8 protein-coding genes are annotated in these 13,765 nt (G+C 49.0%); 6 read left to right on the top strand and 2 right to left on the bottom strand.

The annotated features are described in order from the left end of the window. Positions 1 to 62 precede the first annotated feature (62 nt). A complete protein-coding gene (locus tag BLR06_RS04875) occupies positions 63 to 2,159 on the bottom strand; it encodes a TonB-dependent receptor domain-containing protein (protein ID WP_217636831.1) in 2,097 nt (698 codons plus the stop codon). A 423-nt stretch (positions 2,160 to 2,582) separates the two neighbouring features. Here BLR06_RS04875 and BLR06_RS04870 point away from each other — a divergent pair, with 423 nt between their 5' ends. Next, on the top strand, positions 2,583 to 3,476 hold the full coding sequence (locus BLR06_RS04870; protein WP_092069030.1) for a LysR family transcriptional regulator: 894 nt from the start codon (positions 2,583 to 2,585) through the stop codon (positions 3,474 to 3,476). Between the two features lie 128 nt (positions 3,477 to 3,604). Here the strand turns inward: BLR06_RS04870 and BLR06_RS04865 are convergent, their stop codons facing one another. Beyond that, the gene (locus tag BLR06_RS04865) at positions 3,605 to 4,429 is read right to left on the bottom strand and encodes a MerR family transcriptional regulator (protein WP_092069028.1); all 825 of its coding nucleotides are present in this window, start codon (positions 4,427 to 4,429) and stop codon (positions 3,605 to 3,607) included. A gap of 213 nt (positions 4,430 to 4,642) precedes the next feature. On the opposite strand from BLR06_RS04865, the gene BLR06_RS04860 reads away from it, so the two are divergent. The 5 genes from BLR06_RS04860 to BLR06_RS04840 all read left to right on the top strand — a co-directional run bounded on the left by BLR06_RS04860 (position 4,643) and on the right by BLR06_RS04840 (position 13,449). Further along, positions 4,643 to 6,574, top strand: coding sequence for an oxidoreductase (locus BLR06_RS04860; protein WP_217636830.1), 1,932 nt, complete (start codon positions 4,643 to 4,645; stop codon positions 6,572 to 6,574). Positions 6,575 to 7,111: 537 nt separating this feature from the next. After that, positions 7,112 to 8,470, top strand: a complete 1,359-nt coding sequence (locus BLR06_RS04855; protein ID WP_217636829.1) for an alpha/beta hydrolase-fold protein — start codon at positions 7,112 to 7,114, stop codon at positions 8,468 to 8,470. 326 nt (positions 8,471 to 8,796) lie between these two features. Then, positions 8,797 to 9,753 carry a helix-turn-helix domain-containing protein gene (locus tag BLR06_RS04850; RefSeq protein ID WP_092069024.1) on the top strand — a complete coding sequence of 319 codons (957 nt, stop codon included), beginning with the start codon at positions 8,797 to 8,799 and terminating at the stop codon, positions 9,751 to 9,753. Positions 9,754 to 9,929: 176 nt separating this feature from the next. Continuing rightward, positions 9,930 to 11,720 carry an ABC transporter ATP-binding protein gene (locus tag BLR06_RS04845; RefSeq protein ID WP_092069020.1) on the top strand — a complete coding sequence of 597 codons (1,791 nt, stop codon included), beginning with the start codon at positions 9,930 to 9,932 and terminating at the stop codon, positions 11,718 to 11,720. Beyond that, positions 11,713 to 13,449 (top strand): ABC transporter ATP-binding protein, encoded by a 1,737-nt coding sequence (locus BLR06_RS04840; RefSeq protein ID WP_092069017.1) that lies wholly within the window; start codon positions 11,713 to 11,715, stop codon positions 13,447 to 13,449. The genes BLR06_RS04845 and BLR06_RS04840 overlap by 8 nt, the downstream gene beginning before the upstream one ends. Positions 13,450 to 13,765 lie beyond the last annotated feature (316 nt).

The following is a 13,765-nucleotide window of genomic DNA, read 5'->3' as shown; positions in this document are numbered from 1 at the left end:
GGTGAACTCAGCAATGCAGATGCGGCGTTCGTATCTGCATTACCAGGGAAGCATTTGTGGCTTTAGAAATTGTAGTTCAGGGATACCCAATAATTCCGCCCCGCCAGGTAGGTGCCGGTCGGGGTTTGTCCGGGGCCGCCGACATATTTATAGTGAGTAGCGCTGCCGATACGGATGGATTCGCCGAAATCCTTATCCAGCAGATTATTAACTGCGAAATTCAAGGTGACATTCTGGTTCAGCTTACGGGATACGCCCAGGTCAAGCACTGTATAGGAGGGAAGATGCTTGCCAAACGCGTCGACCACCGCCTGCTGTGTAGCGTCAAGCGTTTTATTGTTATAACGGATCATCTTGGCGCGGTATTCCGCTCTCAGCCAAGCGGTGGTCTTTTCGTCCGCCTGCCAGTTCAGCCGTGCGTTCACCGCGTGTTTTGGCGTACTGTTGAGCTGAAGCCCGTCATTGGCGCCGCCGATCTGTTCGCTCGTAAGATAGGTGTAGTTCAGGTTTAGCGCCAGGTCTTGCGCCAGCGGTATTTTGGCGCCCAATTCAAGCCCCTCGATCTTGGCTTTGTTTATGTTTTCGTAGCTTTGATACAACTGACCGTTTTCATCCGCCCAAGTATCAGTTGAATTGATTCGATTTTTAAAATCAGTGTGGAACAGGGTGGCATTTGCGCTGAAGCCGGAAGACTCCTGGTAGTAAAAGCCCAGCTCTTTGTTTATGCTTTTCTCTGGCTTAAGGTTGGGATTGCCGAGAACATATACCGGATTTACGGCGTTAGCGCCGGTAAATCCGACATGACCGTCCGTCGCCTGTGACAGGGTGGGAGCTTTGAAGCCAGTGCTGACGCCGCCTTTCAGCGTCCACTTGTTATCGGCCTTCCAGACCAGGTAGCCCCGCGGACTAACCTGTCCGCCGAAAGAACTGTGACGGTCATAACGCGCGCCGTAAGTCAGGGCCAGACCCTCCCGCAGCCGCCATTCGTCTTCCGCAAACAGCGAGGTGGTGTGCGCGGTGAGCTTGCCAAAGCCGGCAGAGGCCACCACACCATCCACCAGTTCTTCATCCCAGTACCGGCCGCCCACGGTCAACGTGTGAGCTTCACCGGCCGGCGCGACCAGCTTGGTCTCAAAGATCAGGTTGTCGTTCTTCAACTCGCGGGGCGGGCCGCCGGTAACTGCGCCATAGCCTTTCAGTTCGGTGGCGTTATAGGTCAGGGTTGTGCTCCAGTCGCCATAGGAAACTTTATTAGCGCTGCCTAACGTCAGCTTGTCGCGGTCAAAACGTAACGGGTTAAAAAATGTAGAAATCTGGTCCGGTGCTTTGGAAAAATCGCTGGTCGCCGTATCCGCGTCCAGCCAGAGGCTGTTGGTGTCATCCAGTTTCCACGTCACTTTGCCGCCCAGACTGTAGTTTCTTAAGGCAATGGGATTGACCGCCCGGGCGGTGACTGTGTTGCCCTGATCATTGGTAACAGCAGAGCCGCCCCGCCGGAGAAAGTTGCCGCGCAAGGCCAGTCCCACTTTATCCTCGGTTAGGGGGCCGCTCGAATACAAAGAGTAACGGGTTACGCTGCCCCATTCCGAATTCTCGTGAATGGTGTGGTCCAGCGTCAGGTTATGGCGCCACTCGTCGGTTATCTTTTTGGTAATGATATTCACCACGCCGCCCATGGCCTCGGTGCCATACAAGGTGGACATCGGTCCCCGGATGACTTCGATGCGTTCAATTGACGCCAGCGGCGGCACAAAAGTACCGAGCCCGACACTATAGCCGCCCGGTCCGACATCCTTTGTCCCATTCTGGGGAATACCGTCCACCAGAACCAGCGTATAATCGCTTGTCATACCGCGAATGCTGACACTGGCCCCGCCCAGTCTGCTGGGGGCGCTGCGCACGTCAACGCCTTCTACATCGGACAGTACCCCCGCAAGGTCAACATAGCCGCGCCGGTTGATTTCCTCCTTGGTAATCACGGTAATACTGGCCGGCGCATCGACAATATCCTGCTCGAAGCCGGAGGCCGTTACCACCACTTCCTCGAACTGGAAAACATAATTATTCTCAGCGGCGTATGCCGGCAAACTCATTGCAACACTTAGACTGATAGCTAAGAGTCCGACCTGGCTTTTATTCTGTTTTTTACCAAACTTCAATGGATCTCCCTCCTACAACAAATTAGTTTTTTGCACTCCCGTCATTCCGGCCGGCTCCCTTCGACTTCTCGCCATATGCCGGCGGTTTCCAGTTTTCCTTCTGGTTTCTGGTTGCATGTCCGGTGTCTCAGGCCATTTGGGAGCCAGCAGAACCGGCTATTTTCATCGTGTTCTTTACTCCCCCCTTTCTTTGAAGAGATAGTATATAAAACCACAAGAAAAACTTATGATTCATAACAAAACGAGAATCTTAAAGAATCTATTCCCAAATGCAGTTGTAATTCATTGAGGCATGGTGATTAACAATAACGATAATTATTTTCATTTACTATTTATGATTATAAATAAAATATTTGATAAATAATAATATATCTTTTATACTTGTACTATGGAAAATGTATATTAATCTAGGAAGGAAGTCATATGGATTTATTGCGGTTGAAATATTTTCAAGTTGTGGCCAAACTTGAACATATGACAAAGGCGGCGCACGCATTGAAAATTGCACAGCCTGCTCTTAGTATGACCATAGCCCGGCTGGAAGCAGATTTAGGCGTTCCTTTGTTTAACCGGGCCGGGCGAAATATTGTGTTGAATGAATACGGAAAAGTGTTTTTAGAAAGAGTAAACCATGCCCTGAATGAACTTGAGGCAGGGCGCCAGGCGATTGCCGATCTGTCGGGAAGCGAACGGGGTTATCTGTATGTCGCGTCCACTTCTATGTGCAATCACTTTTGCGACCTCTTAGGTTCCTTTGCGCGGCTTTATCCAAAAGTGAATTTTCATCTTACGCAGACCACGGATGAGAATACTAAGTTGCGTTTACTGGAAAGCGAGGAGGTCGACTTTACGTTCACTATTAAGACATTTGACCAGTCAGGCATCGTTTCCAATCCTTTAGTGGAGATTGATATGTTGCTGGCTGTGGCCTGTGGTCACGATTTGGCTAATCGTTGTACGGTTTCTCTCCGGGAATTGGCGGGAGAAGGTTTTATTAGCCTAAAAGGGGATCACAGTATCCAGAAATTTTGCCATACCATATGTCAAAAAAGCGGATTTGTACCGCAGGTCATTTATACCTGCGATAGCACTCAGGCCCTTATCAATTTAGTAGCTGCGGGGTTTGGTATAGCTTTTTTCCCGTCACCGAGCAAGCAAAGACCTAATTTGCCGTTTGTTTTAATAAAAGTGGAAGATTTTGATTATAAAAGCTATCTTTATCTGGCCTGGAAGGAGAACCGGTACTTTTCCAAAGCAGCGGTTCAGTTTCGCGAACATGTCATTCAGCGAAGCAGAGCGAAGAATAGATGGTTATGAAAAGATAAGTTTCCCGTTTTTAAGTGTGATCGGTATCCTATGAGAATTTGATCTGCTATAAAAAAAGTGGACTCGCCGTCAGGCGAGTCCACTTTTGTGCTTGGTTCATTGTCGGTAACTCGGTCCTCTTAGTACAAAACCGGAACCCAAATTTCAAAATAACGAGTATATTGATTCTGTTCATGAGCGCGAACAATCAGCCTTCCAATTGGGGTATCACTGATCTCGTGTCCGGCTGCCCAAAGCGGTTGGAAGACCTGCTTGTACAAAGAAGGGACAAAGGTATTTTGGCTGTGTGCCGAAAAAACTGTATAAATGCATTTCTGGGAGGAAATATATTCCGCACCTTGGAGCGGAATGTTTAGTTCCTTGGCCTTTTTGGTTGAAATTGAGAACCCCCACCAATAATCTATTGCTTGCGGCTCCTTCTTGTTGAGGCTTTCCTGGGTTATTTTGAAGGTGGCTGTAACAAAAGGCATATGAGAAAGCCAATTATCGATCTGAGGTATTTCATTCCTATCTTCCGAAATCCGATAACTGTTATTAAGCCGATACCGGTTAAAATAGAGCTGAGGATTGTTCTTTTCCGTAAATTTACCAATTTGCTGGTGAAAAGTAGACAGCCTTTTCTTTTCTGCATTCAATGTATCCAAAACTGCCTGATAGTGGTAAATCAGATCAAGTAGTTTTTTTTCTTGTTTATCGAATTTTCTTTGAATTTCAACAACACAGTCGTTGTTGATTATCTGTTCGATTTCCGCGTTTGAAAAGTCAAAAGAACGCAGCTGTTTGCTATCGAGCAGATAATTGACATCCCATACATCATAATATCGGTAATTGGAGTTTTGATCCTTTAGAGGTGTAACAAAACCACATTTCTCATAATAATGCAATGTTTGGATGGGAATACCAAGAAGCTTAGATATGGTTCCGATTTTGTATTTATCGTTCATACACTTTGGAAAGCCTCCGTAACATTAAACTCTATCATATATGTAGGGTTTAATGTTAATTATTGTTTTCTTTATTGTATTATACAATAAAGAAGGGAGTTTCCCAATAATTCCTGAAGATTATTGTTAAAAAAATAACTTGACCCTCTATGATATAGAGGGTATATGCTTTTATCAATCAATATTTTGCAAATTTGAGAGGAGGAAAACGTAGTGAAAGCAGAAAAGATATTTACGCCGTTCCGTATCGGTGATTGTGAAATTCCTAACAGGCTGGTTGTGCCGGCCATGGTCGCCAACATGTGTCCTGATGGAACCGCAACCGAGCAGTATATCAAGTATCATGAGGAAAAGGCAAAGGGTGGTTGGGGCCTGATTATTACAGAGGACTATCGGATTAATGAACATGCCGCAGGCTATCCGGCGGTAGCCGCACTGTACGATGAATTACAGATTCCCGGCCATAAGAAGTTTACAGATATCATCCATCAGTATGGTACGAAGGTTTTTTGTCAGATATACCATGCCGGACGGCAGGCGAATCACAATGTCAACGGCAATGTGAAGCCTGTGTCCTGTTCTCCTGTCCCCTGCCCCTGGAATAAGGAAATCCCTCATGAACTAACAGTTGATGAAATCAAACAGTTGGTAAACGATTTTGGTATAACCGCCCTGAACGCAAAAAAAGCCGGTTTTGACGGAATTGAAATCCATGCAGCGCATGGGTACCTGGTTCATGAGTTTTTATCGCCCAACTGTAACCACCGGATAGACGAATATGGTGGAACCTATGAGAATAGAATGCGTTTTCTGAAGGAGATCATGGAAGAAGTCCGGCAAAAGGTTGGCGATAATTTCCCGATTTCCGTACGCTTTTCGGCGCAGGAAAACTCCGAAGGCGGACGACGAATGTTTGAGAGCCGCCAGATGCTGATGGATATTGAGGAAATGGGCGCCGATGTAATCCATTTATCCAACGGCATGTATGGTGTCCGCTCCTCAGTGGGAATTGTGGCATCTTTTTTTCAGCAGCACGGCTGGAATATGGATTTTGCAGCAGAAGCGAAAACCTTCTTGAAAATTCCGGTGATTACTGTAGGCCGGGTGGCGGAGCCCGCTATGGCGGAGGATATTATTGTCTCGGGAAAGGCAGATTTTGTTGCTATGGGACGTGCCTCCCTGGCAGACCCCCACTGGCCCAATAAAGCGAAGGCCGGAGCGAATAATGATATCCGCCATTGTATTGGATGTCTGCAAGGTTGTACGGCCTCTACCTATCAAGGGGTACCAGTCTACTGCCTTGTCAATCCCGAATTGGGGCACGAATACGAGTACGATTACAGCAAATCGGAAAAAAGCAAAACGATTTTCGTGGCAGGAGCCGGTATTGGCGGCATGGAAGCCGCGCGGGCCGCGGCGATCAAAGGACACCGCATCGAAATCTTTGAGAAGCAGAACACGGTGGGCGGACAGTTTATTTCTGCGTCGTATCCCCCCTACAAAGGCGAGTTCGCAACCTATACGGCTTGGCTGTACCGTGAAATAAAGAAATATAAGAACATTACCCTTCACCTCAATACGGAATTGACTGCCGAAATGGTAAAAAAAGTTAAACCGGATAAGGTTATCCTCGCCAGCGGTGCGCAACCGGTTATCCCTAATGTTCCAGGTATTCACAATAAAAACGTCGTATTGGCGGAAGATGTTCTGCTTGGAAAGTCGGACACAGGGATGACTGTCCTGGTTGTCGGCGGCGGAATGGTCGGCTCGGAAACTGCAGCGTATCTGGGGATGCAGTGTAAGTCAAAGGTCACTCTCGTGGAAATGCGGGATGCGATTGCCATGGACATGGAAGCGGGCATTCGTGATGATCTGAAGGACTGTCTGCGCCGCTGTTATGTCGAGATCATGACCGGAACCAGCATTGCCGGTGCAACTAATGAAGGCGCTTTGCTTAAACAGGGCGATGATATCACACTATTTCCTTGTGACACCATTGTATTGGCAATCGGTACTAAATCCTATTGTCCGCTGGCGGAAGAACTGAAGGATGTCTGTGTGATTTCCATAGTCGGCGATGCGGTAAAGGCGCGACAGGCGATTCAGGCTTCAAACGAAGGTTTTGCGGCTGGTTTAACCAGCTGATCAGATGACTACTCTGCTGAAAAGAGAACACAGCCCTTGAAGCCAGGCGGGGCCGGATTTGAGGGCTGTGGGAAAATATGGTACAGTCTTGACTAATGCACAACCGTATCCTGATGCTATACTGCAGCGACAAAAGAACAATTCCGTTAAAGAAAGCTTGTTATTTTGTTTTTACAGGCTTTCTTTGGTTTTTTATCTAGGTATTTATGTTATACGGAGTTGAATTTACAACAGCTACATCAACTGGGATCATTACAAGCACTGTTCTCTGTTGCCCTTTATCCTTCAGAAAAAGGCTGTCTATCCGACAAATTATTTCCAAATATTAGCCCGGTAATTGGTTTTAATTGCCTGTTATGCTATAATAACCAGTGTACTTTCATTTATTTTATGGTATCGTGCTATAAAAATATGTCGATGCGGTATTGCGATATATCTGCTTATGGCTGCCCCATCTGTACATATTTATAAAAACCAGTGTTAAAATAAGTCCGAACGGATGTAAAGCACGTTGTGAAAAATAAAGGAGAAAACGACATGAAAAAAATATTAGCAGGATTAGCGCTTTTATTAATGCTTGGCATGGTGATCAATGGATGTACATCTGCAGCTAAGGAACAAACGGTGGATAGTCAACCTATAAAAAGCGTCACAGCAATTACTGAGGTGTTTGGGGATGGGCAAAAAGTAAGTGCTGTAGTGCTGGAATACGACAAAGCGGTCGATACATCCAAGCTGAAAACCGCGGACTTCGCGGTCGAAGGCAAGAATGTCACGAAGGTGTACGCCAATACCGCGGCGGCAAAGGCCTCGCAGGGCGTAAATGGCCAGTATGTCATTGTAGAACTCTCAACGGCCATTACGCCCGATACAATGACGAATGGCAACGGTGCCGGGCGAGGGAACAGTACCGGCAATGAACCAAGAAATGCTGCGCAGGAGTCTTCACATAATGCCAATCGGCCCCAGGGCGGCGGTGGTCCCCAATTGGGTTCCGCAGCAACCGATTCAGCCGAAAGCACACCCTTGACCGTCAATGTAACGCAGAGCGGCGACATCGCGACAGAAGACGGACAAACCTACAAGGCGGACCCCCGCGTAATGACGAACAGCAAGAATATCAATCTGGTGGTAGAGGATTTCAAGCAGCTTGTTTATACCGACCCGAACTACAATAATGAAAAACTGATGTACAACCTGTATGTGCCGAAAAATTATGATCCGTCCAAGAAGTATCCGCTGGTGCTGTTTATGCATGACGCCGGCGTTGTCAGCAATAACCCCGTGAAGACGCTGACGCAGGGCTTGGGTGCTGTCATCTGGGCCTTCCCCTCAGAGCAGGCAAAGAATGAGTGCTTTGTGGTTGCACCTCAATACACCTCTGTGATCGCCGATGACAATTCCGAGACAACCGAACAAATGGACATCACGGTGAATCTCATCAAGGAACTGACCAAACAATACAGTATCGATACCAACCGCATCTACAACACCGGCCAGTCGATGGGCGGAATGACCTCCATCGCGATGGACATCAAGTATCCGGACATGTTTGCGGCCTCGCTGCTGGTCGCCTGCCAATGGGATGCGGGTAAAGTAGCGCCGATGGCGAAGGACAACCTGTGGATTATCGTTTCCGAGGGTGACAACAAGGCTAAGCCGGGAATGGACGCCATAACCGAAGCTTTGAAGGCCCGGGGAGCTGTGGTCAGCAAGGCAACCTGGTCCGCCGAAGCCGACGCGTCGGAATTGACGAGCAATGTGAACGCCATGCTTGCTGAGGGCGGCAACATCAATTATACGGTTTTCAGGAACGGAAGCCATAGGTATACCTGGCAGTATGCCTATACGATTGCAGGTGTGAGGGAGTGGCTGTTCAAACAAGTGAAGCAGTGAGGCTTGTTCCGGGCATGCGGCAATTTTTCAGGCAAATCGCCCTTAATTAACCAGCGCGTATAGCATTTCTTATTTTAAAATAGATATAAGCCTAAACTTGTTTCACAGCGGGAGGCAAGTTTAGGCTTTTCTTGTCTAAGAAAACCTCACTGGTAATTCATCTATCCGTCCAAGTGGTATCTTAATAAAATATATTAACAGCAATGCTGTGAAATTTAAAACTGCAGGCACGATACTAAAATAGGTCTAATCGGGTTTAACTTTACAAAATCAATTTCATTGCTTATGATATAATTGATTACCATTATCAATAAGCGGGTGATGGCATGAAGCAGAAGCAGGACAAAGCTATAGATTATACGGATGTGAAAATCAGCGGGGCGTCGGAAGGCTGTACCGTTTATGAACTGAAAAACGCCGACGGCACCGGGCGTATTACCAGCTATCAGGTTTTCCCCGGAATTCGTCTGGCCTATAATGATTTTTACATGAGCACATGCCCGGAGAACCTGATCTGGGATCAGAATATCCTGGAAATCAACCACTGCCGTGAAGGCCGGTTCGAATGCGAGTTTCTTAGCGGTATGTACACCTATCTGCAGCAAGGCGATCTGGCAGTCAATATGGCGGCAAATAATCGGGTTGTTTACGCCTCTTTTCCGTTGGAACACTATCACGGCGTCTCCATTTTAATCGAACTGGAGGAGGCGGACGGCATGATTTCCAGCCTGTTGCAGGATATTTCGATTGATCTGTACGCACTGCGTGAGAAACTATGCGGCGGCGGCAGCTGCTTCATTATCCGGGCGAAGGACTCGATTGAACATATTTTTTCAGAGCTTTATACCATTCCTGATACGGTAAAGTTGGGCTATTTTAAACTCAAGGTGCTGGAATTGCTGCTTTTTCTCAGCGTCATAGACGCTTCGTTCCAGGCGGAGGAGCGGCCGTATTTTCCCAAAAGCCAGGTCAATAAGATTAAGTCGATCCAGCAATTGGTTACGCAGCATATGGAGCAGCATTTCACTCTGGGGGAATTGTCACAGCGGTTCGATATATCACTTACCGCAATGAATGCCTGCTTCAAGGCAGTTTACGGTGTGTCTATCTATGCCTACGTCCGGATATATCGAATGCAGGCGGCAGCCGCCATGCTGCTGCAGTCGCAGGATAGCATCACCGCGATCGCCGGACAGGTCGGTTATGCGAATTCCAGCAAATTTGCCAGCGCCTTTAAGTCGGTCATGCAGGTTGCTCCTTCGGTTTACCGGAAATCGCACTGATCAAATGGAGCCAAATCTGTGGGGACGGAGTGTCGGTTTTGCGGTATATTCTGTACAATAGAAGTCAGTTGCAGTTTTGCGGCGGACTTCTGTTTTTTTACCGAAAGATAGGAAACAGTCGCGCTTTTTGACGCTCGCCCCGCTGCAGGTCTGCCGCTCTTTAGGAGGGATAACCTGTGGATGTTCAAAAAAAATCCTTGTTTGCCGCTTTGCTTCTCTTTGCAGGGAGTTACCGGACACTGCTCATATGGTCCTGGATTTTAGCCGGTCTTAGCTCCGTATTGTCAATTGGTCCCTTTCTCTGCATATGGCTGGTAATCCGGGAACTCTTTGGTGTTCTGCCTGATTTTTCCCGGGCAGCGGGGATTGTCCGGTTCGGCTGGATGGCCGTGGGCTTTGCCCTTGCCAGTATTGCCTGCTATTTTGCTTCACTGTTGTGCTCACATTTCGCCGCCTTCCGGGTGGAGAAAAACATGCGTAAAGCTGCTATACGGGCTATTATGGATGCGCCGCTGGGCTATTTTAACGCCAATGCCAGCGGCAAGCTGCGGAAGATTATTGATGATAATGTCGGGCTGACGCATGCCTTCTTAGCCCATCAACTGCCGGACCTGGCCGGCGCTGCAGTTATGCCGCTGGCGATTCTGGCAGTTTTTTTCACCTTCGACTGGCGGCTGGGACTGGTTTGTCTGGCGCCCCTGCTGCTCAGTCTGGTTTTCCTGCAGCGGATGATGGGCGGCGAACAGAGTCATGCCATGCATCAATATCTGAATGCTCTGGAAACGATGAACACGGCTGCTGTGGAATATGTCAGAAGCATTCCGGTGGTCAAGGTGTTTCAGCAAACGGTGCATTCTTTCAAAGATTTTCGTGAGTCGATCAATCATTACTGGCAGTTTGCCTCGGAATTTGCCCTGACCTGCCGAGTGCCGCTTATCGGGTTTATGATCACCATACACGCGCCTTCCCTGTTGTTGCTGCCTGTGGGACTGTTATTGATCGCAACGGCGCCCGACTACAAACGCTTCCTGTTGGATCTTATTTTTTACATGCTGTTTATTCCGGTGGGTACGACCATGATGAGCAAAATCATGTATGTTGGGGAAAGCGTTATGGCCGCGCAGGAGGCGGTCGACCGGATGGACGCTGTCCTGCGGACACAGCCGTTGGCGGCGGGGCGCCGGTCCGGGGCTTTGCGGCATACCGGCATTTGTTTTGATCAGGTCACCTTTGCCTATCCGGGAAAATCCGAGCCGGCCCTTCGAAAGGTTAGTCTTACTGTGCCGCCGGGGAAGACCTACGCGCTGGTCGGCCCTTCAGGCGGAGGGAAAACAACTCTGGCCAGCCTGGTACCGCGTTTTTGGGACGTGCAGGCGGGCAGTGTGAAGCTCGGCGGCGTGGATGTCCGGGACTTTCCAGAAGCAGAGCTGCTGCGGCAAATTGCCTTTGTTTTTCAAAATACCAGGTTGTTCAAGGCCAGCCTGCTGGACAATATCCGGGCCGCCAAACCGGAGGCCAGCCGGGACGAAGTGCTTCGCGCGGCGCATTTGGCCCAGTGCGACGATATTCTGGCAAAGCTGCCCCAGGGTCTGGATACGGTGGTGGGGCGCGGCGGCGTGTATCTTTCCGGCGGGGAACAGCAGCGGATTGCCCTGGCGCGGGCTATCGTAAAGGACGCGCCTGTCATTGTGCTTGATGAAGCCACTGCTTTTGCCGATCCGGAAAACGAACACCAGATACAGCGGGCCTTAACCCACCTGACCCAAGGAAAAACGGTACTGGTGATTGCTCACCGGCTTTCTTCCGTCAGGCAGGTTGACTGCATCGCCGTCCTGCAGCAGGGCGGGATTGTGGAGTCGGGTACGCACGAGCAGCTTCTCAGCCGGCAAGGGGTGTATGCCGGTATGTGGCAGGAATATCAAACAGCCACTTCATGGAAGGTCGGGAGGCGGGAAAATCATGCTTAAGTTTTTTCAGCGACAATTTGCCCTTACTGAAACAGGCGCGAGGGATCTAGGCAAAGGAAGTTTGTATAGTGCTCTGGTTAATTTCAGTCTGATGCTGCCGGTAGGATTGTTTATCCTGCTGCTGAATGAATTATTAAAGCCGTTAATGGGGGAAGGACTACCGGAACACGGTCCGCTGACCTATGCTTTCTTAGCGGCCGTTATAGGGATTGTACTGTTTTTCTGCCATTATTTACAATACTCCAGCATCTTTCTCGCCACCTACGCCGAAAGCGCTGTCAGACGAATTTCTCTGGCGGAAACGTTGCGCCGGCTGCCCTTGGCTTTTTTCGGAAAAAGGGACCTGGCCGATGTAACCAATACCATCATGGGGGACTGCACCGCGCTGGAGCATGCTTTTTCCCATGCCGTGCCCCAGTTATTTGGGGCTATTCTGTCCACGCTGGTTATCGCCGCCGGTCTCTTATATGCCGATTGGCGTATGGGCCTTGCCGTGTTATGGGTTGTTCCGGTCGCCTTTCTGCTTATTATCGGTTCGAAATATTGGCAAAACAAGGTGGAACGCCGTCATTATCAGGCCAAGAGACTTTGCGCTGACGGGATTCAAGAGTGCCTGGAAACCATCCGGGATATCAAGGCTTGCGTAATGAAGGAGCGCTATCTGGCGGACTTGGACGAAAAGTTTGACCAGGCGGAGCAGGCCCAGATTCACTCCGAGCTGATCACTGCGACGCTGGTCACCGGCGCACAGGCGGTGCTGCGGCTGGGCCTGGCATCGGTTGTACTGGTAGGCGGCCAGTTGCTGCTGGAGGGAAAGACCGATCTGTTGACCTACCTGGTCTTCTTGGTGGCGGCGTCCAGATTGTACGAGCCGCTGTCGCAAACTTTATCTCAGATAGCTGAGATCTTTATGGTTGAAATTCCGCTTAAGCGGATGCAGGAGCTGGCGGCGCAGCCTGTCCAGGCGGGGGAAACCGGACATACGCTGCAAGGCTACGATATCGTGTTTGACCGTGTTGCTTTTGCCTATCACGAAAATGAACCGGTTTTGCAAGAGGTTTCTTTTGTGGCGAGACAGGGCGAAGTGACCGCACTGGTGGGTCCTTCCGGTGGCGGCAAGAGCACGGCGGCCAAACTGGCGGCGCGTTTTTGGGATGCTACCTCCGGTCGGATTACGCTGGGCGGACACGATGTAACGGCAATCGATCCGGAAGCCCTGCTGCGGCATTATGCCATTGTTTTTCAGGATGTTCTCCTATTTAACGACACCGTTCTGGAAAACATTCGTCTGGGGAAACGAAGCGCTACTGACGAAGAAGTCAGGGAAGCCGCCAGAATGTCCCTGTGTGACGAGTTTGTTGAGCGGCTGCCCCAGGGTTACCATACTGTTATTGGTGAAAACGGTTCGCTGCTGTCCGGCGGTGAGCGGCAGCGTATTTCCATTGCCAGAGCCATATTAAAAAATGCGCCGGTTATTTTACTGGATGAAGCGACCGCTTCCCTGGACGTGGAAAATGAGACAAAGCTGCAAATGGCGTTAACCGCGCTGATTAAAGATAAAACAGTGCTGATGATTGCCCACCGAATGCGAACAGTGGCCACTGCCGATCAGATCATCGTCCTGGATGGCGGTTATGTGGTTCAGGCGGGACCGCCTGACAAACTGTTGCAACAGGATGGGCCATACCGCCGGATGGTCGCCCTGCAATCAGAGCACATGTCCGGATAACATCCTGTATCCTGCAAATTTTTGTTTGATATCACATGTGCGTCAAAAGGAGGCGCCGAGCGTTCTTTTTTGACACTATTGAAGAGGTTGCCAAAAAAGGAACGTCCCCAAGTGTCCAAGCGAAAAAGGAACGTCCCCAAGTGTCCAAGCGGGCGATTTGCCAAAGAATATTTTTAGATTTTCGGGTTGCTTTTGATATTTCAACCCGGAAAATCATATATTTTACATTACAGGTATTGCAAAATATATACATTATATGTATAATATGTATAAAACTGGATTGTAGCAAACGAAAAATTTCTTTAGGTTAATTTTG

The organism is Dendrosporobacter quercicolus (assembly GCF_900104455.1).
In the GTDB taxonomy this organism is placed as follows: Bacteria; Bacillota; Negativicutes; order DSM-1736; family Dendrosporobacteraceae; genus Dendrosporobacter; species Dendrosporobacter quercicolus.
This window is presented reverse-complemented; position numbering and strand designations above follow the sequence as displayed.

What these genes read in the sequence shown, in the direction of transcription:
- BLR06_RS04870 (WP_092069030.1), top strand. Translation starts at nt 2,583, where the DNA reads ATGGATTTATTGCGGTTGAAATATTTTCAAGTTGTGGCCAAACTTGAA.
- BLR06_RS04865 (WP_092069028.1), bottom strand. Translation starts at nt 4,429, where the DNA reads ATGAACGATAAATACAAAATCGGAACCATATCTAAGCTTCTTGGTATT.
- BLR06_RS04855 (WP_217636829.1), top strand. Translation starts at nt 7,112, where the DNA reads ATGAAAAAAATATTAGCAGGATTAGCGCTTTTATTAATGCTTGGCATG.
- BLR06_RS04850 (WP_092069024.1), top strand. Translation starts at nt 8,797, where the DNA reads ATGAAGCAGAAGCAGGACAAAGCTATAGATTATACGGATGTGAAAATC.
- BLR06_RS04840 (WP_092069017.1), top strand. Translation starts at nt 11,713, where the DNA reads ATGCTTAAGTTTTTTCAGCGACAATTTGCCCTTACTGAAACAGGCGCG.